The sequence below is a fragment of the Bradyrhizobium sp. 22 genome, from assembly GCF_000482425.1.
In the GTDB taxonomy this organism is placed as follows: domain Bacteria; phylum Pseudomonadota; class Alphaproteobacteria; order Rhizobiales; family Xanthobacteraceae; genus Bradyrhizobium; species Bradyrhizobium japonicum_B.
In genome coordinates, this window is the sequence record NZ_AXVG01000029.1 from 16750 (window position 1) to 41244 (window position 24495).

24 protein-coding genes are annotated in these 24495 nt (G+C 62.0%); 11 read left to right on the forward strand and 13 right to left on the reverse strand.

The window, feature by feature from the left end:
• Positions 1-68: 68 nt before the first annotated feature.
• Positions 69-845 (reverse strand): HNH endonuclease, encoded by a 777-nt coding sequence (locus K410_RS0100110; RefSeq protein WP_028132972.1) that lies wholly within the window; start codon positions 843-845, stop codon positions 69-71.
• 269 nt (positions 846-1114) lie between these two features.
• Here K410_RS0100110 and K410_RS40200 point away from each other — a divergent pair, with 269 nt between their 5' ends.
• Positions 1115-1528, forward strand: coding sequence for a hypothetical protein (locus K410_RS40200; protein ID WP_028132973.1), 414 nt, complete (start codon positions 1115-1117; stop codon positions 1526-1528).
• A gap of 457 nt (positions 1529-1985) precedes the next feature.
• Here the strand turns inward: K410_RS40200 and K410_RS0100120 are convergent, their stop codons facing one another.
• Positions 1986-3542 carry an ISL3 family transposase gene (locus K410_RS0100120; protein ID WP_028132974.1) on the reverse strand — a complete coding sequence of 519 codons (1557 nt, stop codon included), beginning with the start codon at positions 3540-3542 and terminating at the stop codon, positions 1986-1988.
• Positions 3543-4362: 820 nt separating this feature from the next.
• On the opposite strand from K410_RS0100120, the gene K410_RS36190 reads away from it, so the two are divergent.
• The 6 genes from K410_RS36190 to qatD all read left to right on the forward strand — a co-directional run bounded on the left by K410_RS36190 (position 4363) and on the right by qatD (position 10311).
• Positions 4363-4704, forward strand: coding sequence for a nucleotidyltransferase domain-containing protein (locus tag K410_RS36190; RefSeq protein WP_049819828.1), 342 nt, complete (start codon positions 4363-4365; stop codon positions 4702-4704).
• Positions 4694-5164 carry a HEPN domain-containing protein gene (locus tag K410_RS0100130; protein ID WP_028132975.1) on the forward strand — a complete coding sequence of 157 codons (471 nt, stop codon included), beginning with the start codon at positions 4694-4696 and terminating at the stop codon, positions 5162-5164. Before K410_RS36190 ends, K410_RS0100130 begins: the two co-directional genes overlap by 11 nt.
• Before the next feature lie 402 nt (positions 5165-5566).
• Positions 5567-7447, forward strand: a complete 1881-nt coding sequence (locus tag K410_RS0100135; protein ID WP_028132976.1) for a KAP family P-loop NTPase fold protein — start codon at positions 5567-5569, stop codon at positions 7445-7447.
• A 19-nt stretch (positions 7448-7466) separates the two neighbouring features.
• Positions 7467-8297, forward strand: a complete 831-nt coding sequence (gene qatB / locus K410_RS0100140; RefSeq protein ID WP_245269310.1) for a Qat anti-phage system associated protein QatB — start codon at positions 7467-7469, stop codon at positions 8295-8297.
• Positions 8294-9568: a Qat anti-phage system QueC-like protein QatC gene (gene qatC, locus K410_RS0100145; RefSeq protein ID WP_028132978.1), complete on the forward strand. Its 1275-nt coding sequence runs from the start codon at positions 8294-8296 to the stop codon at positions 9566-9568. The genes qatB and qatC overlap by 4 nt, the downstream gene beginning before the upstream one ends.
• Positions 9565-10311 carry a Qat anti-phage system TatD family nuclease QatD gene (gene qatD, locus K410_RS0100150; protein ID WP_028132979.1) on the forward strand — a complete coding sequence of 249 codons (747 nt, stop codon included), beginning with the start codon at positions 9565-9567 and terminating at the stop codon, positions 10309-10311. The genes qatC and qatD overlap by 4 nt, the downstream gene beginning before the upstream one ends.
• Before the next feature lie 187 nt (positions 10312-10498).
• On the opposite strand, the gene K410_RS41235 is transcribed toward qatD, so the two are convergent.
• The 5 genes from K410_RS41235 to K410_RS38145 all read right to left on the reverse strand — a co-directional run bounded on the left by K410_RS41235 (position 10499) and on the right by K410_RS38145 (position 15444).
• Positions 10499-10633 (reverse strand): hypothetical protein, encoded by a 135-nt coding sequence (locus K410_RS41235; RefSeq protein ID WP_283805916.1) that lies wholly within the window; start codon positions 10631-10633, stop codon positions 10499-10501.
• Positions 10634-12007: 1374 nt separating this feature from the next.
• Positions 12008-13912: an FTR1 family protein gene (locus K410_RS0100160; RefSeq protein ID WP_409898719.1), complete on the reverse strand. Its 1905-nt coding sequence runs from the start codon at positions 13910-13912 to the stop codon at positions 12008-12010.
• Between the two features lie 298 nt (positions 13913-14210).
• On the reverse strand, positions 14211-14486 hold the full coding sequence (locus K410_RS0100165; protein WP_028132981.1) for a hypothetical protein: 276 nt from the start codon (positions 14484-14486) through the stop codon (positions 14211-14213).
• Positions 14486-15166: a methyltransferase family protein gene (locus tag K410_RS0100170; protein ID WP_028132982.1), complete on the reverse strand. Its 681-nt coding sequence runs from the start codon at positions 15164-15166 to the stop codon at positions 14486-14488. The genes K410_RS0100165 and K410_RS0100170 overlap by 1 nt, the downstream gene beginning before the upstream one ends.
• Positions 15163-15444: a DUF2933 domain-containing protein gene (locus K410_RS38145; protein WP_409880751.1), complete on the reverse strand. Its 282-nt coding sequence runs from the start codon at positions 15442-15444 to the stop codon at positions 15163-15165. The genes K410_RS0100170 and K410_RS38145 overlap by 4 nt, the downstream gene beginning before the upstream one ends.
• A gap of 258 nt (positions 15445-15702) precedes the next feature.
• Here K410_RS38145 and K410_RS38150 point away from each other — a divergent pair, with 258 nt between their 5' ends.
• The 3 genes from K410_RS38150 to K410_RS0100185 all read left to right on the forward strand — a co-directional run bounded on the left by K410_RS38150 (position 15703) and on the right by K410_RS0100185 (position 18221).
• Entirely contained in the window at positions 15703-15954 is a 252-nt protein-coding gene (locus tag K410_RS38150; RefSeq protein WP_080672070.1) for a hypothetical protein, read from the forward strand.
• A 220-nt stretch (positions 15955-16174) separates the two neighbouring features.
• Complete coding sequence (locus K410_RS0100180) at positions 16175-16867, forward strand: helix-turn-helix domain-containing protein (RefSeq protein WP_028132984.1); 693 nt, start codon at positions 16175-16177, stop codon at positions 16865-16867.
• A gap of 151 nt (positions 16868-17018) precedes the next feature.
• Positions 17019-18221, forward strand: a complete 1203-nt coding sequence (locus tag K410_RS0100185; RefSeq protein ID WP_080672071.1) for an acyltransferase family protein — start codon at positions 17019-17021, stop codon at positions 18219-18221.
• A 267-nt stretch (positions 18222-18488) separates the two neighbouring features.
• On the opposite strand, the gene K410_RS0100190 is transcribed toward K410_RS0100185, so the two are convergent.
• The 5 genes from K410_RS0100190 to K410_RS0100210 all read right to left on the reverse strand — a co-directional run bounded on the left by K410_RS0100190 (position 18489) and on the right by K410_RS0100210 (position 23172).
• Entirely contained in the window at positions 18489-18998 is a 510-nt protein-coding gene (locus K410_RS0100190; RefSeq protein ID WP_245269293.1) for an RNA polymerase sigma factor, read from the reverse strand.
• A gap of 493 nt (positions 18999-19491) precedes the next feature.
• Entirely contained in the window at positions 19492-19797 is a 306-nt protein-coding gene (locus tag K410_RS0100195; protein WP_028132987.1) for a copper-binding protein, read from the reverse strand.
• Between the two features lie 33 nt (positions 19798-19830).
• On the reverse strand, positions 19831-20310 hold the full coding sequence (locus tag K410_RS0100200) for a cupredoxin domain-containing protein (protein WP_028132988.1): 480 nt from the start codon (positions 20308-20310) through the stop codon (positions 19831-19833).
• 47 nt (positions 20311-20357) lie between these two features.
• On the reverse strand, positions 20358-21713 hold the full coding sequence (locus K410_RS0100205; RefSeq protein WP_028132989.1) for a multicopper oxidase family protein: 1356 nt from the start codon (positions 21711-21713) through the stop codon (positions 20358-20360).
• A 10-nt stretch (positions 21714-21723) separates the two neighbouring features.
• Entirely contained in the window at positions 21724-23172 is a 1449-nt protein-coding gene (locus tag K410_RS0100210) for a TolC family protein (protein ID WP_028132990.1), read from the reverse strand.
• 602 nt (positions 23173-23774) lie between these two features.
• On the opposite strand from K410_RS0100210, the gene K410_RS39140 reads away from it, so the two are divergent.
• The gene (locus K410_RS39140; RefSeq protein WP_028132992.1) at positions 23775-24041 is read left to right on the forward strand and encodes a hypothetical protein; all 267 of its coding nucleotides are present in this window, start codon (positions 23775-23777) and stop codon (positions 24039-24041) included.
• Between the two features lie 111 nt (positions 24042-24152).
• On the opposite strand, the gene K410_RS0100225 is transcribed toward K410_RS39140, so the two are convergent.
• A complete protein-coding gene (locus K410_RS0100225) occupies positions 24153-24482 on the reverse strand; it encodes a hypothetical protein (RefSeq protein WP_028132993.1) in 330 nt (109 codons plus the stop codon).
• Positions 24483-24495: the final 13 nt, after the last annotated feature.

Consider the following 24495-nt stretch of genomic DNA (forward strand, 5'->3'; position numbering starts at 1 on the left):
GGGATTCGCTGATATACGCATGCGGTGCCGACGTCGCAAGGACTCGGCCTCCAGGCGCCGCACATTTTTTAATCGCTCGACGATCGTTGGCGCGAAGCGGACTGGACCACGGCGGGTGATGCGGAGCCTTGGCCGCCATCAAGCAGCTGGAGCACCCTGTGCGAGGCAGTCACGCCGCCGACCAGCCGGATCGCCGCCTCCGGCTCGTGAGGATCACCACTCGTACGGAGACCGCCGAAAAGCTGAAATTCCCAGATCGACATCTCCGGAAAATCCACGCCTTGCGCGCCTTCATAAACAAGAGCGCCAGCGCCGATATCGCCTTTGATGCGGGCGCGGGCATTGCCGGCGAGCAGCTGCCGATGAACCACCTCGCCTTGCCGGTTGAGGAGGCCTGCCCAGACGCCGTGCTTCTGCCGGTCGAGCGTCACCCCGAAATGGTGATGGAGCAGCCCCTGGGTGATGAATTTGAACAGCTTGCCAACCCGGTCACTGTCGAAGGGCAGGGTCATCGCCGGCACGAGGATGCCGTTCTGGAGCGTCAGCTCCTGGCGGTGACCGGCGGTGAGCTGGCTCTTGAGCTTCGCATTTCTGTTCAGGCGCGGCTCCACCATATGAGACAGCACCACGAGCGCGTCCTGATGGTTGCTGGCGAACGGCAGCACAGATGTCAAATAGTGCTCGTGGCCGCTCTTGACGTTATTGCATGCCCTGCAGGCTGGGACCTTGGGCAAGTTCGCCCGGCGGTTTACCGGCAGAAATTCCCGCGCGAAGACATGATCCATCGTCTCCGCAGGCGCGGTGCCACAGTAGGCGCAGGTTTTGCCGACATGCCGTTTGGTCATCGGCGCCGTATACCACGCATCCCGGCCGTGCCGACTCACAAATAATTCGGAACGCGTCAGCGGGCCGATGTATTGGCGCAAGGTCACGAGGCGGAGCGTTGCGGTGACCTTGCCCGGCGCGATGTAGTGCCACGCGACGCGGCTCTGATCGGCCCACGTCAGAATAGCGTTGCTAGTGAGTTCGGTGAATGTCGTGAGTCGACGGAGTTATCGAATGCCCCTAAGATGTAGGGGAAGTAAGTTCGCGGAAGCCGGGTACGGGTGGGGCAGTGAACTTCCAGGTGACGGTTCTCAAGGTGCTGGTCAGCTATCCAGACGGGTTCGCCGTCATGGAGGACATCAAGCGCGATATGGCGATTCTGGCGACCAGCGGACGGGACTGGGCCGAACGGACGAAGCGATTGGCAGCCCGCGTGCCTGACCTGGACATCTTCTCCCAAGGTCTCATCGATCGGTTGAACGGCGGCTGGCGTATCACTGATAAGGGACGCGCGGTTCTCGAGATCATGGAGGCTCGGCCCGCACTGGCCCAACAAGCAACGGAGCTGCCTGATGTCCGCGCGGTCGAGGAGCCGACGCCAGCCACGACACTGTCACCGATGCTTTCGATCGCTCCAGTTCGACGCATGCGGAAACGAAGCCGACGCGACGCTATCCGGCGAAGACAAGCGGCTGCGTCGTAACAAACCCAGCTAAGTGGCGAATTTCGGCGTTCGGAAAATAGGAATATATTCCATAATCTATGTTATGCGAATACGAATTCATTAATATTTTCAATTACATGTTCATCATCGATGTCGTACACACGTGATTTTGGCACGGCCGTGTTTCGAGTTTGGCACGGGGTTCGATTGATTAGACAGAGCTTTTGGGATTCGCTGTCTTCCCTGTTGGCCTGGACACTATCTCAAAACGAGACTGAAATTTGGCACGCGGCTGGGCTGTCTAACCGATCCCTCGGGCCTAGCAGAGACGCCTCTGCAGCTGTGCGTCGCCGACGGCGCTCGGCCTTGTTGGTCGCTATCGCGCGGTCAGCTACCGTGCGATAGCGGCAAGGCTCGGACCTGTCAATCGGCTCCCAAATTTGACCCTTCATCGGCGTCCAATTTTGGCTCTGACGCAATCTTGGTGCAGCTCCTTTCATTCTGCGCCGACTAACCGGGCTTGGAGCAGATCGATCTTCCCGCGGCCATACATTTGGCGCCTGACGAGCTTGAGGCGCGTAATCTGTCCTTCGGTTTGTCCGTTCGACCAGGGCGACGTGATTGCGGCTCGGACTGCCGCTTGGTCTCTCCCGACGCCGCTCGCGAACGAGGCGACGAGACTGGCGCGGGCACGCTCGATCCAAGGAGCGAGGCCCGCCTCGGTCTTACGGCGGATCATCAGGTGGAATTCGGCGATGATCTCGCGTGCCTCGACCAGAGTTGGCACGCCAGCTTCGATCGCCGCGACCGTGACGGTCTCCGCTTTGGTGAGCAGGTCCCGTCCGATTGTCATGAGGCGAGCGATCGTTCTGGCCGACGGAATCCTCTGAAGGTTTTGTGTGTCGGTCCTTTCCGCTCGTCGTCTGCGGGTTGCCCACTCGCTGATGACACGGAGCGAGCCTCGGAAGCCACGCCCTTTCAAACGGCGCCAAAGTTCAGCACCGTTGCGGCAGCCAGACGCCCACTGCTCGTCCAGCCATGGCAAGTGCACATCCAACGAACTTTGTCGGGTTCGGAACACGTCGTGACGTTCGCCGCGGACCACCTGTCGCACCAGCTTCCTGCTGTGGCCGGTCTGACGCACGATCTGCTTGATAGGTATGCCATTCTTCGACAGAGCCAGGATGACCGCGTTGGTCTCCTCGCGGCGCAGATAGCCCTCATACTGGAGGCGCTCAGCGGCGGTGAGTAGCTTGGGATCGATCGTGGTCGCACCGAGGACGGTGCGTATCTGGCGCATCGATTTGCGGACGGCATCGAGGAAGGCGCGACTGGCGTTCTCCATCAGATGCCAACGGTCGGCGACCTGTACTGCGTGCGGCAGGGCCTTGGCCGCGGCTTCGCCATATCCGCCGCCGCGGTCACGGGCGACGATTGCGATCGAGGGATGAGCAGCGAGCCAGGCTTGGGCCGTCGCCGGCTCACGATCCGGCAACAAAGTGACGACCCTGCGCCTTTCCAGGTTGCAGACGATGCTGGCGTATCGGTGATTGCGCCGCCAGGCCCAGTCATCAATGCCGATGACCCTGAGCGGGTCAGCTGGGGGACGGCTACGGTGCCGAACCACCCGAAGAAGGGTATCTTTGCTCACCGGCAGCATCAGCCGCTTTGCGAAGACTGCTGCCGGTCTACCCCCAAGCGCCAAGCCAAGGTGGTGAACGATGGACTCCAGCCTCGCGGTGCGGCGCGCCGAAGGCGCCAGTACGCCTTCGCCGAAGCGCTCAGTGAAGATCTGACGCCCGCACAGAACCGCGTCGCAGCGAAAACGGCGGGCGATTACCAGGAGCTGGACGATCCGACCCGAGAGCGGCAGATCGGTCACGCGGCGCCGGTAGCGGCTATGGACACGCCGCGAAACCGTTCCGCACGATGGACACAGGCCGACGCTGCCGGACGCCCGAACCACAACGATCGCCTTATTACCCTCGTAGTAAGCACTCTCTACAACAAACCCACGCGGCACCAAACTGGAGCGGTGGAGTGCCTGCTGCATGGCGCTGATTCTCCTCCAATCAAAGCGCCAGACATCCTCCAAACTGCATCAAAAGTGAGTCAGAGCCAAAATTGGACGCCGATGAAGGGTCAAATTTGGGAGCCGATTGACACTCCGGCGAAGGACTTCTGAGCTCGCCGCACGTGTACGGACGTTCGACCATCGTCGTGAAAGTCTCCGTCCGCTGAACCGTAATCCGCTCCGTCTCCGGCAGATGAGGCTTGATTACGGGTTGAGGAAGCGCAGTTTCGATGCGAACCTGGATGTTGGGGTCGACGGCTTGCCCGAATGCCGGGGAGCCCGCAAACGACAATATGCCGATGACCAGAAAACGACCCGCTCTCGCACGCATGGCGCCCCTCACGCTGTTTTGGGTGGGATATCTTGCGCGTCGGTATTGGTCGCCGTTACCGATGGCCGCTGCGGCCATCCTCCTCGGATTCGAAGGCCCGGTGCTATATGCCCAGCCGTCCGGAGTAGACCCGAATATCGGAGCGAGGATCGAACAATCCCTGCCCAGTCCGGCCGATCGGCTCCTCAATACCCCGTCTCAAAATGCGCCCACCGCGTCCCCGAAATCCAAAATCAAAAGGTTCTATCCCAAAAACAGCCATCGGCATGGACGATGATCCGCCTTCGGATAACCTCCTCGGCAAAGCAAATGTAATGCCGGAACCAACGAAGATTAGCGAGGTGGGGAGCAAACACAACCCTAGCGGGCGCGTTTTCATCAATTTTTAACGCAAGCGAGCCGGCGTTGACTCTCGCCTGACCGAGGCATAGTTGCTTTGGTGGTTGTCCTTAAAATCGTTGTCAGACCATGAAGCGGCCGCTCGACCGTCCAGTCAGACTAACGCCAATTCAGCTTGCCCCCCTGGTGAGCGCGGTTCGTGCGACATTTAAACCCGCCGAAATATGGTTGTTCGGAAGTCGAGCGAGAGGGGACTCCCGTCCCGATAGCGACTGGGATCTTCTCGTCGTCCTGCCGGACAACGCGCCGGACGAACTGACCGACCCTGTAGAGACTTGGCGGATCGCGCGCAGCACCTGCCTACCGGTGACGCTGCTCGCAACGAAAGTTCGCGACTTAGAGGCGATCTGGGGGATACCGAATACGATCGGGTACGATCTTTCTCGGGAAGGTGTGCGCCTTGTCGACTGAGCTTGTGATAGCCACCAGCCTGCGCCTGGCGAAGGCCAACCTGGACGCCTTTAAGCTGTTGTTGGAAGGCTCGAACCGCAATGCGGCCTACCATGCGGAACAAGCGCTGGAACATATCATCTCAGCCATCGCCATATCCGAAAACATCCACTATCCGCGGAGTCAGCAGCACCAACTAGATACGATGGCCCGCGCGCTTCCTGAAGACAACGCGTTGCGATCCGATGTCATCGAGCTCTCTTGGCTAGAAGCCTACGCGACGGCCTATCGGTACCCGCGAACTAAGGGCACGATGGTCGATGAACCACCGCATTCTAGGCTCGAACCAACGTTGAATCAGATCGGACTTATACTCCAGAAGACCGCAGAGCATTTTGGTGTCGACCTCGATGCGAGGAACGCACCGGCTCACCGTGCCGATCCGCCTCGGACGCCGATTCCGCCGCACGGCATCAAATAGATTCTTCCCTCGCGGGCGTCTTCTTCGCGCATCCGGTCGGTAGTCAAGACGTCGGAGCCGCAGCTCCGTATAGGAATAGCACTCGCCGGACGGCCGAAATGGCGAGATGTCGACGGCGTCATCCGGAATCAGGCCGCGATCATCGGCTACTTCGACGACTTCAAGCTGATGATGATCCTGACGTTGGCCGCCGCGCCCTCCTCCTGCTTCTTCGCGGCGTTCTGCCGGCCTCTTCCGGAGAGAGGACCGCGGCGATGGAAACTTGAAACACAACAACTATAGGACGTAAGTAAAAGGTCTCGGTTGCATTTACCGATTCCGAAAACGATACCTAACAACGCTGCCGTTGCTCGCAGCGCCGATTATTCGATTTCACCCCTTTAAGCACACGCGAGATTGCCGATGTGGCCCGACAACGAGACCGAACGGGACTTCCTGAACTTCTCCGGCGTCGCCGAGACCGTGGCCGAGATCATCGTCCAGGCCAAGGGCCGCCCGATCTCGATCGGCGTGTCGGGCGCCTGGGGCATCGGTAAGTCCTCGATGATCAAGCTGACCCGCTCCGCCATCGCCGCCAGGGAGAACGAGAGCGGGAAGAAGGCGTCCGACAAGTACGTCTTCGTCGAGTTCAACGCCTGGCTCTATCAGGGGTACGACGATGCGCGCGCCGCGTTGATGGACGTGATCGCCGACAAGCTTGCGAAGGAAGCGGACAGCCGACAGACGGCCCTTGACAAGGTCGCAGCTCTCGCCAAGCGGGTGAAATGGCTCCGGGCGGCGAAGCTCGCCGCGACCTCGGCCGCCTCGATCTACCTCGGGGTGCCTCCGGTCGGGGCCTTCGGCGAGATATTCGAGCTCGGCAGGAAGGTCTGGGCCGAGGGCGTTGGGAAGGAAACCGGCGACGCCACCAAGAAGGCCGTGACGGACGCGGCGAAGGAAGCCGGCGAACTGCTGAAGCCGAAGGAGGAAACGTCCCCGCCGAAGGAGATCCAGGCGTTGCGCGACGCGTTCGAGCAGACGCTCGACGAGCTCGGGATCACGTTGGTCGTGTTGATCGACGATCTCGACCGGTGCCTGCCGGAAACCACGATCTCGACGCTGGAAGCGATCCGCCTGTTTCTCTTCCTCAAGAACACCGCCTTTGTGATCGCTGCCGACAACGACATGATCAAGCACGCCGTGCGGAAGCACTTCGTCGGCGTCAGCGACGACCTTCTGGTCACCAACTACTTCGACAAACTCATCCAGGTCCCCATCCGGGTGCCGCAGCTCGGCACCCAGGAGGTCCGCGCCTACATGATGCTGCTGTTCGTGGACAACAGCGAGTTGTCCGACGACGACAAGGAGAAGATCCGTGCCGCCATGATCGATCAGCTTAAGCGGACGTGGCAGGGAAAGAAGGTCGATCGGGCCTTCGTCCAGTCGCTCGGCGTGAAGCTGCCCGAGCATCTCGTCGGCCAGTTCGACACGGCCGAAAGGCTCGCCTCGCTCATGACGACAGCGTCGGGAATTCTGGGAAATCCGCGGCTGATCAAGCGCTTCCTGAACGCGCTCTCGATCCGCATGACGATCTCGAAAGCGCAGGGCGTCGGCGTCGACGAGGCGGTGCTCGCCAAGCTGTTGCTGTTCGAGCGAATCGGCGACACCGCGGCCTATGCGGAACTGGTCAAGCACGTCAGCGCCTCGGGCGAGGGAAAGCCCGCGTTCCTTCAGGAATGGGAAGACGCCGCGACGGCCGGCCGCGATCTCGATCTGAAGGCTCCGTGGAACGCTCCCTTCGTGAAGGAATGGCTGGCGCTATCGCCGCCACTTCACGACCACGACCTGCGCGGCGCGCTCTACGTCGGCCGCGAGCAGGCGCCGCTGATCACGCCCGAAGACCGCCTGTCCTCGGAGGCGGCCGAGTTGCTCTCCGCGCTGCTCGAGCATCCCGACATGGCCCACCAGCTCAAGGACAGGTTGACCCGGGTCTCGCGCATCGAGATCACCGTGATGATGGACCGCTTGCTCGAGCGCGCCAGAAAGGAACAGGATTGGGGCGTCCCGCCGATCCTCAACGCCTGCATCGTTCTCGCCGATGCCGACCCGCCGCAGGGAGCGCGGCTCGCCGCGTTTCTCGCGGACCGCCCTCCGCAGCAGATCCAACCGAACATCATTCCGAAGATCGGCGACCGCCCGTGGTCGGGAAGCGTGCTCGATGCTTGGAATTCATCGCCTGACGTTTCGCGCCCGGTGAAGACGGCGATTAGAAAGACGAGAGAGCATGGGAACGTCGCAGTCTAGTGACGGCCCCGGTCCTGGCGTGCCCTTGGTTCCTCCTTGGACGCCGGCTGCACCGCAGGATCCCGTACCTCCCGCGCCCCCGCCCGGAGCTCCGGACGTCCCGCCGGGCATTCCTCCGACCGATGGCGTCCCGCCCGCGCCTCCCGCAGCGCCGCCGCCAGTTCTGCAGCCGGCGCCGCTGGCACCCGAACGACGGTTCGGCGGCGTCCGAACGAGCCTGGGCAACTTCGCACGATCCGGAGACGGCCGCGACCTCAGGCGCGGACTCGGACATTACGTCCGGAACGGCTACGGAGGGTCGAATTTCGCAACGCAGCGGTTCGGCGGCACTGCCCAGACGGCGGGATCGCTCGGCCACGCCCTCTATTCCACCGCGCAGGGCAATGCGGACGCTCCCGTCGATGCGGCTGCGCTCGCCGGGCGCTCCACCGAGGAGATCGCGAGCGCGATCATCGAAGCGGTCAGACCCATCGACGGGACGCAGGACGCGGAAGCCGAACGCGCGTCGATCCACGACGCGATGTCCGAATTGCTGACCCAATACCCGGACGCCGACCTCCTCGACCTGTCCGCCCCCGAACGCGAGTTCGTCATCGAGAAGTTCACGGCGATCGACGTGGCGCGACGCTTCGAGCTGGATGTCGGCAAGACGTTGCTCGAGAGGGCGCCAACCGCGACCGTCGCGCTGGCTCGACTGAAACAAATGCGGTCATACATCGCCGAGACTGTGGCCGCCTCCTTCCGCAAGCTCAAGGAACAGGGACGCACGCTCACGGCCGGACGCGTCGCGCGCGTCGTCCAGGCCGCGCTGCGCGAGACGTTCGAGGTCTTCGAGGGGTACGAAGAGTGAAATTGCTTTGCGCACCGGCCGAGGTCCGTCGGCTCAAGGAAAGAGACACGCTCAGGGTCGTTCTCTACGGCCAGGCGGGGGCCGATGATCGCGGCAGCGCCGGTGCCGCCGTGCGCAACGAGATTCGCAGGGCGCGTCTGGCCCCGAACCGCAGGGCCTGGGATCTGCTATCCATCGCGATGTCCGTCATGGCGGCCGATGCGGCGGGGCGACGAAGCCTAAGTCCGGATGGCTGGACACGCGAGTTCGAGATGGAAGTCGCGGTCGCCGAACCGGCGTTCTGGAACGGGACGGCGGACCTCCTCGCCGACGCGCTGTCGTTTCTCACGACCGACCGATGGCAATTCCGCTTCATCGCCGGCGGCGCGGCACCGCAGCCGCCAGCCGAGGTATTTCGGCCGCCCGAAGGCTGCGTCGTACTCCTGTCGGGCGGGCTCGACAGTCTAAGCGGCGCCATCGACCTTGCAGCGTCCGGCGAGCGACCCGTCGCGATCAGCAAGACTGTCCGGGGCGATGCCGAAAAGCAGCTTGGGTTCGCTTCGTCGATCGGCGGTGGTTTGCGGCATTTTCAGTTGAACGACAACGCGGCCGTCCCGGGCACCGAAGATACTTCTCAAAGGGCGCGCTCGATCATCTTTCTTGCCTTCGGCGTCCTCGTCGCAACTGCGCTCAAGCCATACCGTCCCGGCGGCAGCTTGCCACTCTACGTCTGCGAAAACGGCTTCATCGCCATCAACCCGCCGCTGACGGGAAGCCGCATCGGCAGTTTGAGCACCCGTACGGTACATCCCTACTTCCTCGCGAGGTTTCAGGACGTTCTCGACGCCGCGAAACTGGGCGTGAGTATCCGCACTCCGTATGCCGAGAAGACGAAGGGCGAGATGCTGAAGGAGTGCGCGGACCAGGACCTGCTGCGCGCGTTGGCGTCGAGCTCGACGAGTTGCGGCCGCTTTCAGCGCTACAACTATCACCATTGCGGGCGGTGCGTCCCATGTCAGGTCCGCAGAGCGGCTTTCCTTGCGTGGGGCGAAGAGGATCCGACCGACTACGTCTATGAACATCTTGGTCGCGACGATCCGGATCACGCTGGCTTCGACGACGTCCGCTCGGTCGGCATGGCGCTGGCAGCCGCGAAGGGCGCGGGGTTCGACGACTGGCTTGGCGGAGCCCTTTCGTGGCCGGGTATCGAGGAGCGCGACGTGCTGAAGGATATGCTACGCCGGGGGCTTGGCGAACTCGGCGCCTTGCATGCAAAATACGGTGTCAAGTGATCGACCTGCACGCCCATCTCGACCTCTATCCCGATCCGGTCGCGACAACGAACGAGTGCATCGAGCGCAGCCTGTTCGTCCTGTCGGTGACGACGACGCCCTCGGCCTGGTCGGGAACGGCGGCACTGGCGAAGGACGCAGCGCGCATCCGTACGGCGATCGGGCTGCATCCTCAGATCGCGCAGGAACGCCGGGGCGAGCTCGGGCTCTTCGAGGAACTGCTCCCGCGATCGCGGTACGTCGGAGAGATCGGACTGGACGGCGGACCCGAGCTCAAGACAACGTGGGACATCCAGCTCAGCGTGTTCGCCGAGATCCTGCGCATGTGTCACGTCGCCGGCGGCCGCGTTATGACGATCCACAGCCGGCGCGCGGCCACGCCCGTTCTCGACGCCCTAGCTTCCGAGGCCGACGCCGGCGTGGCCGTCCTTCACTGGTTCTCCGGATCGCGACGCGAGCTTCAACGCGCGATCGATCAGGGATGCTGGTTCAGCGTGGGGCCCGCGATGCTCGCCGGCGAGAGAGGACGCGCGATGACCACGCTGATGCCTCGCGAACGCATACTTACGGAATCGGACGGGCCATTTGCCCAGATCGACGGCCGCCCTCTCTTCCCGTGGGACGCCGCCGCCGCCGAGACAACGCTGGCCGGCCTCTGGGGCGTCGGGGAGGAAGAGGTACGGGCCCAACTGCTGGCGAACCTGAAACGACTGACCACTCAGGATTCACAACGATCACGGTGACGGGATTGCCCGAATGAACGAGGGCTGGGTTCACCCGGCGATCGAAGCGCCGCGAAGGTCAACGAGAACTGTCAAATTCGCGATCAAGAGGTCTGGAAGGCGCCGAAGTCGGCTGTCCGTTGAGCGCCCAGACATCTTTCCCGATCGACGACCCCCGTCCCAACAACGACCCGCCGCCGTCCAGCGGCTAATGGCGTCCGTTGGAAACGGCGGCGGTGAGAGGTTCGCGGGAAACCTGAAAGTCGCCTTCGCCGCTGAATTTCTTCCGCATCATGCGCAGCAGCGAGCGCCCCTGCCGCTCGGTCACCGGATAGGCGGTCATCGGTTCCGGATCCTCCGGGAAGCTTGGGCCAACGACTTTGCGGACCGCTTGGATGCTCAAGCTGGCGCTCGCGCCCTCGAACAGAAGTTCATCGGTTGCGGGATGCCATACGCAAACGACTATTGCTAACATTGCGAGAGCTCTTTCTTGAAGGCCTGCCGTTTGTCGTACGTCTGCATGCTACTGGGGACACGGCCGTCCCTCCCCCTAGTTGGAGATTTCAAACGCGGATGAAAATGGCGCAAAAGATCGTCGTAGGCATCTAAAGATGCGTTGACAGCGTGGGGTCGGCGAGTCGCTTGGACGTGTCACTCGCCGCAGGGGCAGCGAGCCGACCAAGCCTCGGGACTGCCGGATAAGGCCTTTACAATTGGCAAGCGGCGGCAAGACCGCGACTCGACGCAACGCCGACGGACGCAACACTCGCGTCGGCTGGATTTGACATCCGGTCGGCCCTTCCGGAGCTATGTGAAGCTAAGCCGTCTTGCGTTCCCCATGGGCTCTTCAAAGACGCGTCGCGGATGTCCGGTCGTGAGCAGGCCAATAGGTTAGGGGGGTGACCCGAGAGGCCCATCCCATGGCTGCCGCCCCTGGGACCCCCGTTTCCGCCGACGACAGGGGCATCGGGCAGCGCCTCGGTATCTCCAGCCACAAATCGCTATAAGCCCGCTGGGGCAGACGGGTGGACCGGCAGGGCGGCATCCGCCCCCCGGCTCTCGCGCAGCAGGATCGTCGCGGCTGCCCCGAGGAAGGTCTACAACGAGCTCGTCGCATCCGGAGTCAGCGCCGTTTGGAGGAGGTATTAAAATACCTAATTTCGATCGGATCCAGTTTTCTGAATCCTATCCTCGGAGTTCTCTAATTAGTCCGGGGAGTAGCGGCGGATCTGCTACTTTAAGGCCATCGCTAAGGCCCTAATAAAGCAATCTTAACTAGCTTCTAGCACTAAATAAAAGAAAGCTACTTTTCTTTATTAGGAACTCTGCCGGTCCTGACCGCCAGGGCGGATCTCGAGTCCCGCGTGGAGCGCAAGCTGTACGCGGCGCTGCGCGGCGGGCGCGTATTCAAGGGCGATCTCGCGGTCTCCTACCAGCGGTTCGGCATATCGACGAAGACGCTGGACGTCTTGCGTTCCCCAGGAGCTCTTCAAAGACGCGTCGCGGTTTCCGGTCGTGAGCAGGCCAATAGGTCAGGCGGTAACCCGAGAGGCCCATCCCATGGCCGCCGACCCTAGGACCCCCGTTTCCGCCGACGACAGGGGCATCGGGCAGTGCCTCGGGTATCTCCGGCCACAAATCGCTAGAAGTCCGCTGTGGCAGACGGGTGCACCGGCAGAGCGGCATCCGCCTCCCCGGCTCCCATTTTCGAGCCAACCTAGGTCCTGCGGCGGTTGAGTGCGAAGCCGGCAGCTAGGGCGGCTATCATCGCGATCTGGGCCGCAACGGTCTGCGCGGTGGGAAAAAGACCTACCATCGACAGACGGGGTACTGCGCGCAGCGGCGCGATGCCGATGATGCCGGCCTCCTGCAGCGCGGATACACCCTTGCCGGCGAGCACGACCGTGAGAACCGCCATGAGCCAGGAGCTGTAGGTGAAGAACTTGCTGATCGGGAGCCGCCTGCTGTAGCGCAGCATCGCCCATGCGATGACCATCAGCGCGATGCAGGCGCTGAGCGCGCCAGCGAGGATCGCACCGCCGTTCCCCTGATGCCAGAGCGCGGCGTAGAACAGGATGGTCTCGAACACCTCCCGATAGACGACGACGAACGCGAGGACTAACAGAAACCAGGCCGAGCCGCCGGACAGCGCCTTCGACATCCTTTCGCGGATATACCGCTGCCACTGATCCGCCTGCGCCTTGCCGTGCATCCAGATGCCGACCGACAGCAGCACCACCGCCGCGAAGATCGACCCGAACCCTTCGGTCAATTCGCGGCTCGCGCCGCTGATCCCGATCACCCAGGTCGCGACGACCCAGGTGAGGAAGCCTGCGACGAGCGCGCCGATCCAGCCCGCGTGCACGTACGGCATGACTTCCATCCGTTCGGCTTTGCGGAGAAAGGCGATCATGGCGACCACGATGAGGAGCGCTTCGAGACCCTCGCGCAGCAGGATCGTCGCGGCCCCGAGGAAGGTCGACAACGAGCTCGTCGCATCCGGAGACAACGCCGCCTGCGCGTCGTCGAGGAGACCGTCCAGAACCCGAACGCGATCCGAGAGCAGGTCTGCGGTCTCACTCTGCACGGCCGCGCGATACTCCCCCATCAGTCCTTCGATCCGCTCCATCAGCGTGCGGTCGCTTGCGGTCAGCGCCGGCTCGATCGGCTCGAAGCCGTCCAGATAGGCGGATAATGCGAGCTCGCCAGCGCGTTTGCGATCCCCCGCCCGGACAGCCTCGACGCTCTCCGTCAAGCGTGTCCGGACAAGCGATAGCGCCCCATCCTGCTGCGCGACGGCCGCCGGATGGCGGCGCAGGTACGCGATGAGGGCGTCGGCTTTGTCCTGCCCGATCTTGGCGGCGAGCGCCGCGGGCATCGTTCCGATCAGCGTCTTCAGGTCAGGAAGAAGCCGATGAAGTGACGCATCCCTCTTCCAGAGGCGTTCGCCTTCCACCGCGGGGGCGTCCGGAAAGGCAAACTGGCCGACGTAGAACGCCAGCGCCCAGCGCTCATCGACCGGCAGTCCTTCGAAGCTCGCCATCGCCGTTCCGTCCAGCCCTTGCGTAATGACCTGATAGAGTCCGAACACGCTGCGCTGACGGGCACGGTCGGCATCCGTGAAGTCGACGGGAGGGGTATCCAGCTTGGCGGCCTCCGGGCCGTGACCGTCGCCGGCCTCTCCGTGGCAGGCTGCACAGTTCTGGACGTACAGCGTCGCAGCGCGCGCGAGATCAGGAGCTTTTGCCGGCGCAAGCGGCACGGGATAGGCCGCAAGGAGCGCGGCCGCCAAGCGGTGCGCGATCTCGGCAACCTGTTCGGGCTCGGCCTTTTCGGCGATCGCGCGCTTCAGTCTATCGGCTTCGCCGAGGAGCGTCTCCTTCTCGGGCTTCGGCGGGAGCGCCTGCAGCTTTTCGGCAACTGTAGCGGCAAACTCTTTCTGCTCCGCATATTCCGAAGGGCTGGACACCTGTCCGTGCGCCACCGCGCCTGCATAGTCGACCGCGATGTAGTCGAGCAGACGCCAGGTCGTCTCGACGTCGCCGGTTTCGGCCCTGGCCGCACCCAAGAGCACGAAAGCGACCACGGCGAAGAATGCGAAACGCAACGGTCCGGCTTTCACAACGATGCCTAATGAATCAATGGGGATAAGTTGGTACCGTCCGGGTACCGGCCGCTCAATTGGAGTTGCTCTAATCTGCTTGCAGATCACCTTTTGTTGAGAAGCCCCGACGCGTCCTCCGCGCGCCGCTGCGGCAACGAAGGGCGAGCATCATCATGGTGGTGTCGGTGGTGTCGTCGCCCACCTGTACGGCGTCGCCCCGAGGTGACCGCGAACGCCGATCGCTTAAAACCCCGCTATGCCCCGCCCGCGACAGGTTCCGGCGTTGGATCTGGTCACCCCTCTCTGCCGGAGGGTTTCAATCGCAGGGAAATTCGCGGGGAGTTCTCTCGAGGCTTGCGTTTACCTCTATCTCGGCCTGCCGGAAGAGTTCGTCCAGCGCCTTGCCTCCTTCCGCTACCGCTTGGTTCGAGGGGATACGGTCGCTTTGCGCGGCTTGAAGTGGCCCCCGCATGGAATCCCGGACCCTGTGGAGCCAAGTCACGGGACTGCTGTTTTCCAACGCGCGATCGACGAGCTGGCTGCGTATGATGCATTCGAGCGCAAGAATGCGCCCTTCCTTCAGTGCGTCCATCAAACTCCCCCGTGTCGGTAGCCGTCAGAAGAGTTCCGCCCGATGACACGACCTATACGCGGGATGAATCCGGGCACCTCGGCCGCGTACTTGTCGTAGCCTTCCCCGAACTGCGCCCTAACCGCACGCTCCTCGCTGCGGGCCAGTTTCACGTACATGGCGGCCAGCACCGGAAACATCGCAAGCGTGAGAATGGTGGGCCACTGGACGAGAAAGCCGAGCATCACAAGAATGAACCCGACGTATTGCGGGTGTCTTACGAAGCCATAGGGGCCGGTCGTGGCCATGCCACGGACCCGCTGCGCTTCGTAGAGCACTTTCCAGGCAGAGGAGATCAGCAGGAAGCCGGCGCCGATCAGGAGAAAACTCAGGATATGGAATGGTCCTGCATGCGGGTGGGCTTTCCAGCCGAACATCATCTCGAGAAGATGGCCGGCGTCGTGCGAGAACCAATCCACGTCGGGGAAGCGAGACTGCAGCCATCCCGACAGGAAGTATATGGTAAGCGGAAAGCCGTACATCTCCACGAACAGCGCGATCAAGAACGCGCTGAAGGCGCCGAACGAACTCCAGTCCTGCGGCGTCTGTGGTTTGAAGAAGGTGTATGCGAACAGGATGAAGATCGCCGAGTTGACGATGACCAGGCTCCATAGGCCGTAGGCGGGCGTCGCTTCGCTCATGACGACCTCGGTCCATCATTGGCGCCGTGTCGATCGTGGTGATGACCGCCATGCATGAAAAAATGCATCAACGGGCAAGCAAGAAGTGGCAGCCAGATCAACACGCCGAGCACGTGAGCCCGGTGCTCGGTGAACAGAAGGGCTCCGGCGACGATCAGGAATCCGAACAGCACTATGCCGGCTCGCGCCTTGACCGACATCCCTTCTCGCGCGCGCTGTTCATGTCCGGCGTAGTCTCTCGAAAGCATCTGCCTGTTCCCCTGACGATCTGAGAACATACGTCAGATGTGTTCTGTGCTTCTTGACCCACATCAACTTCACGTCGTGGTCTCGCCGGTGGGCGTTGTCGCGACATATCCGTACGCGTTTTCCTGAGGGCCTCACCGCGCCGGAAGGCTTGAGGACACGATAAAATTTGCGTCGCGCGAAGGCAAACAATCGATCCTCTTTCTTGATGTGAATCAAGATTCTCACGCGAGATCTGCGGTCTAAGAGCTTCATCTCACTTCACTTGAAAGTACACGGGAGAAGGACTCATGATCCGTCGTCAACTACTCGCCGCCACCATCGCCCTTGGCTTCGCCACGCTGCCCGCGGTCGCACAAACAACGACCTCGGACGAAAAGAACGGCCACCACTACTCCGGTGGACCCAAGACCGAGGTTCCGCATCACATGGGGGCCAAAGAGGACACGGGCCCGAAGGCCGCTTCCGATGGAGGAAGCCACCACTATACGGGTGGCCCGAACTCTCCGACGCCGCATCACATCGGACCAAAGAAGAACTAGCTAGCGCGACAACTCGGCTTCACTACCGCATCCAATTGCCTGCCCGGAAGGAGCTCGCCTTGTAGATTCTTCCGAGCAGCGGGCCGCCGGTAGGCTGGCGTCCCCTGCTCCGTCGAAGTCGTGGCTATTCGATGTGGCGATGAAGGCTCAGTTTGGCGGGATCCGCCTCTCGTCGCCGCGACCCTGCACGTCCCGTAAACTCTCTTCAGCGAGAACGTTCATGCCAGCCCTGATTGCCGACGAGCGGTGTTCCGTCCACTGCTTCGACGACTGCTCTCTCCCCTCCTCCTCGAAGAGCAGAAAATCGGCCGGCGACGAACCGATCGCGCATATGGGGAAGATCGTTCAGTACAAGCGGGGGGCCGAGATATTCGGCCAGGGCCAGCCCGCTCTCTACCTTTATCGCGTGCTGACCGGCGCCGTCAGGACCGTGTGGATATCCAACGGCGGCCGACGGCAAATTCGAGACTTCTACCTGCCAGGTGATTATTTCGGCCTTGAGATGGGAAGCGCGCACTCGCTGTCCGCCTACGCGATCGGCGATACGCAAATAAGGGTCATCAATGTACACACGATCGCCAAATTGACTGGCCGTCGAAAGGACGTCACGCACCAGCTCCTTCAGGTGAAGGACGACGAACTCGTCCGTCTTCAGGATCAGACCCTTCTGCTCAACAAGACGGCTGAAGAACGCATCGCCTGGTTTCTCGTTCGAATGACGGCCCGCAGCGAGACACAGAAATTCATCACGCTGCCGATGCCACGCAAGGACGTCGCCGAGCACCTGGGTCTCACGATCGAGACGGTCTCACGAACGATGAGACAATTGGAAAGCGCAGGCCTGATCAAGTCGCTGAGCCGACGCCGGATCCAAGTCCTGAACGACGAGGCTCTCAGGAAGCTCGTTTCCTGAATTCGGCCGCGCTGCGGCTCATCCGCACAACGACCGCGGAGTAACTGGCCGCACGGAAGTCGAATGCTGTAAGAAATTTCCTCGCACGGCGTCTATCTATCGCGCTCATTTGTTTCCGGTCGACGCACGTCATCGTCGCCCGTCCCTCACGATGGATATCGCCCTGCTTCTCCGAGCCCCGCGGTCGCACGCCGAACCCGAGAACAATCGTGCCATTCGGCAGGTCACAGTGCACAACGCTGCGATCGATCGCGTCCGTGCGTTATTGATGCTACTGGTGCTCCTGCATCACGCCGTCATTCCCTACACCTACTTTGGAGGGACCGACGCTGAGAAGTGGATCGGCTTCGATACGATCGTGCTGGCCAACGACAGTTTCTTCATGGCTATGTTCTTCTTCCTTTCGGGGCTGTTCGTGTGGCCGGGCCTGGCTCACAAGGCAGCTCCGGAGTTTCTGTCTCAACGCTTGGTCAGGCTCGGGCTACCCTTCGTAATCGCCGTCTTCACCATCATTCCCCTCGCCTACTATGCTCTCGAACTGCGGCAGACTCCGGATATCAGCTTTGGCGAATTCTGGTTAAAAACGATCACTGTTGGGCCGTGGCCAAGCGGACCGGTCTGGTTCCTCTGGGTGCTATTGGCGTGCGATGTCGTGGCGTGCGCCCTCAGCCGAGTGGCGCCCCGTTTGTTGGACCCGGTGAACCTGCTATCGGTACGCAGTTACGATCGGCCGCATGAGTTCTTTGCAATCCTGGTGGTCATCACTGGAGCGGCCTATATCCCGTTGCGCGTCTACTTCGGCGCCGGTCATTGGTTTGAGTTCGGCCCGCTTTCCGTACAGGCGAGTCGCGTCTTGCTCTATCCGAGCTACTTCTTCCTCGGTGCCGCCGTCGGCGCGGCCAATTTGGACCGCGGCCTGCTCGGCACGAATGGGCAGCTCCAGAGATCTCGCTTGAGTTGGGCGCTCGCCGCCATCGTTACATATTGCCTGCTGTGGGTCCTGATTTACGTGAAGCGGGAGCACCTCGGCAATCCCGTGTGGCTGCCCGCCTGGTATGAGGTGAGCTACGGCTTTCTGTTTGTCGTCTTTAGCGCAGCGATCATGTTCGCCTTACTCGGTCACTTTCTCAGACTGAACCGATCCGCCTTGCCTCTGCTGGATTCGATCCGACCATATGCATATGGCATGTTCCTGGTGCACTACCCGATCGTGCTCTGGATTCAGTACGGTCTGTTCGACGTGGACCTTGACGCAATTGCCAAAGCGCTCATCACGTTCGTGCTGGCCGTTTTGCTCAGCCTGGCCACGACGGCAGTCTTGCGAGCTCTCCCCGGCGCGCAGCGGGTGCTGTAACCTTCACTTCTACGCATGCAGTCGTCGCGGGATGGCTCACGTCGGCGCAAACGCGGCTGGAGGCCCTGAATCGGGTCAACCACGGCTCCGCACTTGCGATAGACCTTTGGAAGCACTCATGCCACCGTTCTCTCCGACAGGAGCGTGATGGGCTGCCGCGTGTCACCGCGGGCGACCTGCAAGCAACTCCCGATGGACGCCGCGCAATGGACGTAAAGCGCGAAGCGCGGTCCTGCGGTCGGCGCGGAGCGGGATTCAGCACGGGACCTATGGCCGGTCGCAGCGACACGCCCAAAAGCTTTCTTCACGGCAGATCACGCATCTGCTTTCGAGGCGCTCCTTCAACGCCTGACGAGCACGATAAAGGCGCACCGTAAGATTGTTCACCGTTATTCCGAGATCGGCCGCCACCGCCTCCCTCGACTCGCCGCCAAGATCCACTCGTCGGATGACCTCGGCATGTTCCGACTTCAGCGATAGCAAGTGCGCGTAGAGGCATTCGCACGCCAGTTCGACTTCGGTAACTGCCGCAAGTCGATCGCTTAGTTCGGTGGAGAGTGGTGTCTCTCTGATCTTGTGTCGCGATGTCTGCCGGTGAAAATCGGCGATGGTTGTCGCCAAGACCTTGCTGAGCCAACCGCGCACCGACTCCGCATCTCTGACGTCGGCGGACCGCTCGAGCGCCTTCAAGACGAACACCTGCAGCACCTCCTCCGCATCCGCGACCGAGTTGAAGCGCCTCTGAAGATAATTCCGCAGACGATCGTAGCTGTCCACGATCGCCGTCCGAACCGCAGTGCGCGCGGTTGCCGGCGTCCGTACCCCATGCGGGTTCGCAGCGACCAATAAGTTATCGCGCGCCGATTTCATCTCGATCGCCCGGGTGCGACACCTGCGACCGCGTTGTGATCGCCGCATGGACGAGACGCCTCTTGCGCAAGAGATAGCGCGAGCGGAATCCCGATCACGGCGGCTGCAGCCGAAAGGTCGAAGACGACGGAAGCCAGGCCTCGCGACGCGAGATGTCCCGCGGATGATAACTCCTCGGTCTGGCCGAGACCGATTTCGGCCGCCCAACAGTCAAGCGTCGTTGGCACGCGTGGTACAAGTTCGCCTTCGGAGCGTTCCGTCCCAATTCTGAATTCATGCAGTCCCATGGTCCACACCATCGGGGAGAACTTCGTTGCAGGTCCCCGGCCGATATCTCCAGGCCTGATCACACCGCGGTTGCCGTCGGGGCCGATTCACCGATCCGCCCCAACGGCCGCGGTCATTTCGCCTTCTGAAGCTTGGTGATCGTGATGCCACCGGTCTGTCGTTCGACCTCGAACTGGACCTTATCGCCGGCCTTGACCTGCTTGAGCATCGACGGATCGGAGACCCGGAAGACCATGGTCATCTCCTCGTCGTCCATATTCAGGCTCTTTATCGGGCCATGCTTCAGGGTGATCTTGCCGGCGCCCTCGTCGACCTTTTTCACTTCTCCGGTGACGAGGTTCGCTTGCGCGAACGCGGCGACGGGAGCGACCGCGATGGCGACGGCAAACAGTGCGGATCTCACGGATAACTTCAACATCCTACTCTTCCTCTTCTTCTTGCTATGGCCGACTTACTTCACGACGATCTTTCCGATCATGTTGCCCTCGCGGTGACCCGGAATGAGACAGGCGAATTCGAACTCGCCGTCCTTGCTGAATTTCCAGACCAGCTTCGGCGCGAGCCGCTTCGCGTTCGGGTCGTCATGCTCCATGTCCGGATTTTTCCTCATCGCTTCGGCGTGCTTGAGATTCTCCGCGGGGGTCGCGAGTACGAATTCGTGGTCGAGTTCTCCGCTGTTCCGCAGCATGAACTTCACTTGTTCGCCCTTCTTCACCTCGACCCTGTTCGGCACGAAAGCCATCTTGCCGCCGGGCTCGCCCATCGTGATCGGCACGATACGGGCCGGCTTTTTGGGGTCGCCAGGTTCGCCTGCGGAATACGATTGTTCATCGTGTTGATGCCCATCGTGATGACCGGGGCCGGCCAACGTTGCGGTCGAAAGGGACATCGTCATCGCGACTGCGGCGATCACATTGGTGTAGTTCTTCATCGCTTGTCTTCCTTGCTGGGGTTTCATGCTCGGTGTCTTCAGGCGTCTCATCCCTTCATTCCCTTCATCGGCATCCGATGGCCGCCGTCCGGTCGGCCGTCTTGCCGCGATGGCGCCGTAGCCGGCGTCTCGATTTCGTAGGCAACCGTTCCTTGAGGAAACTTGTACGGACCCGGATCGCTGTAGTCGTCGCGCGCCATGCCTTCACGGATCTTTACGACCGTGAACATGCCGCCCATTTCGATCGGGCCGAACTGTCCGGACCCCGTCATCATGGGCAGCGTGTTGTCGGGAAGCGGCATCTCCATTTCGCCCATGGCCATGCCGGTCGACCCCATCGCCATCGAATCCGGGGCGAGCCTCTTCACCGCTTTCGCGATATCTTTCTTCGAGACGCCGATGAGAGTTCTGAGATCGTGCCCCATCGCATTCATCGTGTGATGCGACTTGTGACAGTGGAACGCCCAGTCGCCGGGGTTGTCGGCCAGAACTTCGAAAGCCCGGATCGATCCCACCGGGACATCAATCGTGGTCTCGGGCCACTGCGCGTTCTCCGAAACCCAGCCCCCGTCCGTGCCGCTTACCGAAAAGCTGTGCCCGTGAAGGTGGATCGGATGGTTGGTCATCGTGAGATTGCCGATCCGAACGCGCACGCGATCGCCGAGCCTCACGGGCAAGGGATCGATTCCGGGAAAGACGCGCGCATTCCACGACCACATGTTGAAATTCGTCATCTCGGTGACCTTCGGCACGTAGGTCCCCGGGTCCATGTCGTAGCTGCTCATGACGAAGACGAAGTCGCGGTCGACCGGCCGGAAGCGTGGGTCCTTGGGGTGGACCACGAACATTCCCATCATGCCCATCGCCATCTGGACCATTTCGTCCGCGTGCGGGTGGTACATGAAGGTGCCGCTGTGCTTGAGCTCGAACTCGTAGACGAACGTCTTGCCCGGATTGATGTGGGGCTGTGTCAGACCGCCGACGCCGTCCATGCCGCACGGCAGGATCATGCCGTGCCAATGCACGGTCGTGTATTCCGGCAGCTTGTTCGTGACGAAGATGCGGACCTTGTCGCCTTCGACGGCCTCGATCGTCGGCCCCGGCGTCTGGCCGTTGTAGCCCCAGAGGTGAGCCTTCATGCCGGGTGCGAATTCACGAACGACAGGCTCGGCGACCAGGTGGAACTCCTTCCAATCCCCGTTCATCCGCCAAGGCAGCGACCAGCCATTGAGGGTCACGACGGGTCGGTACTCTCGTCCGCTCGTCGGATACAGTGGCGGTTGGCTCGTCACCTTGTCTGTCGTGGGCGCCTCGGGAATGCTCGCCGCCTGCACGCGTCCGGAGACCATGCTCGCGCTCGCAAGCGCCGTTGCGGTGCCGAGAAAGTTTCGTCTCGATATCATGCTCATCTCCTCATCCTCCGCTCGCCAACGAATTGGTCGATGGACGGCTCTCTGGTTGATTTTCGGAACGGCCTCCGCCGTCGACCACGCTCTGCAGGTCGGAGTGGGCCAGCCAGAAGTCGCGTCGGGCATCTATGGAAGCTCGCTGCGCGGCGATCCGCAGCTTGGCTTCCGCCAGCAACGCAAAGACGTCGATCTGCATGCTGCCGTAACGCAGTTGCGCCTCATCCGAGATGATGTTTCGCAACGGCACCACCTCTCGCTGGTAGTGGCCGGCAATATCGTAGGTGGAGCGGTAGACCCGGTATGCGTCTCGCGCTTCGGAACGCACGTTCACTGCCTTCTCGGTCAGCCGATTGAGGGCGATGTTGTAACTTTCGGCGGCCTGGCGGACGCGCACCTCGCCGCCATCGAAGATCGGGATCTGCAACTGAAGATCGAAGCCGCGTTGTCGGAACGGCGCTCCTTCGGGCTCCTTGGTCTTCCGGCTGATGCCGGCGAGATCGAGCAACGTGACGAAGCGCGTCGCCTCCGTCAGATTGAGCGCCTTCGCCAGAAGATCGAGTTCGATGCGAGCCATCTGAAGGTCGACGCGACGTCCTACAGCCTCTACTTCGATGTTCGGGAGCGACTTCGGGCTACGTGGTAGTGCAGGCAAAGCCTTGGGGAGCTTGAAATCGACCTGCCCGCCCCAGACGCCGAGCAGTCGTGCCAGCCGTTCCCGTGCGGACGTGGCTTGTTGCCGGGCGGTAGCGAGATCGGCGGTGATTTCCGCGTAGAAGACCTGTTCGCGAGCCTGATCCAACTTGTTCAGACCACCGGTTTGCCCGAGCTTCTCCGCGAGCTGGGCGATGGTCTCGGCCGTCGTCTTCGTGTCGGACAGGAGAGCTGCCAGCTCGCTGGACCCGGCTGCCTGGTAGTATGCCCGTCTCACGTCGGCAGCCAGACGCAGTGTCTCCAACGCTGCACGCAGTTGCGCTTCATGGAATCGTCGTCGGGCGATTTCCGAGCGGAACGGCAGCGTCGCCAACGCGAGGATGTCCCCGACGACTTGACGCTCGAACTCGAATCCGCCGTCCCCCGATATGCGGGAAAGGGAAAAGGTGGGATTAGGCGGCAGGCTTTGCTCGATCGCGTCGGCTTCGGCCAGGGCGAGCTCGTTGTAGGCGGCCTGGAGGCCCCGATTGTTCAGCAACGCGATCTGGACCGCGGACTCCACCGACAAGGTCCGGCGTAGGAGCTGCGTCACCAGGGCATCGGCTCGTTCGCCGTCTTCGACGGATCGAACGGCAATCACATCCTTCCTGATCGTATTGGACACGACGTCGGCGACGCCGGACATGCCCGCATCCGGAGAGAATGCGGCGCAGCCCGAAAGCAGCAGCGCGAACGACAGCGCAACGATTCCTGGCCTCGATGTGGAAATGAGCGAGGTACGGTTTGAAGTGGCAAGCTGCATGCCTTCCCCTACTTTTCGTTCTTCGGCGCAGGTGCCACGCGCTGGTTCTGCTCCCGCCATCCGACCGGCGCCGCTGGCCGGAGACTGACGTAGGGCCTGGTCGTGGGTGCATATCCGACGCGGGCCACCTTGGCCGTCGGGTCTGCTGGATCCGGATTTTTGACGGGCGTCGTGACTGCACAGCCGGCGAGAAGCGGGCAGAGCAGACCGATCAGAATCGCGCGCTTTGCGATCGCGCGCCTAGATTTCATTCGCGAGAATGCATTCGATGCGGCGGCGTCATTCGCCACCATTTGCGCCAACATAGATTTCCCCTGATAAGCACGGACGTACGACTACTCGCGCCCCGAAAAGGAGCGCGACTGCCCATCAATTGCGTGCTTTCAGGCTATTGGCGGCCGATAAAGCGGACCGAGCGCTTCGCCGGCGCAAACGGAGTCCGGCTTGAGTTCGCACCGGGATTGCAGAGGCGCGAACTGGAGGAGTGAAGGCGATTTAGGAGAGACCGCGCTAAGACACAATACGGAGCCGCAGCAATTGCCATGCTGGTCGTCAGAATCGCGATCGACGGGATCGGACGCCGGCGCAACCTCCTGGTGTGAATGGCTGGCTACCTTATCACCACCATGGCTGCGCTGCTGTCCGGACGCACCATGCTGATGGTCGCTGAGGGCATGCTGGTGATCATGACCGTGCTGGTGGCTATGGCCATGCTGATGATCGTGCGCGTGATCGGCGACCTGAGATCGCTGAACCAACAGTTGGGCGAGATCGGCGGGAAGCGGGACCGCCAGAGAGGGGGTCAGCGAGCCAAGCAGATACGTGATGGCGACAAACCACCCCCACCACCTGCGCGCTGGCCTCGTTAGTCTAATCATCCCATTTCCGTCGGTCGAACGCGCGAAATATAGCTCCTATTACGCACCGCGCCAATAGCGGAACGTCATTGCCGGCGATCGGCCAAGCGTGATGTTCCGCAGTCACCGGTTCCTCCTCGGTTTCTTACGGGGCGTGATCCGGGACCCCGCTGCGACACCGGCTTCAGGGTAGACATAGGGCTGAGGAAGAATGTCGATCAATCGTCCCGGGCTGGTCCGCGCCTCGCTGGGCCAGTAGCGTCGGTCCGAGATGGTCACACCGGCGTGAGCATCGACCGCAGCCATGGACACGATCAGCAGCAACGAAAGACACCAAAGTCGCCCCTGCCCAATCGGCATCGCTTCATTGGCGTCGGGCACACTGGCGCTCGGAGCCATGATCTCAACTTTATGATAGCGGCACATACGCCGCACAAAGTTGATCCAGATCAAGAATCGGCTTGAA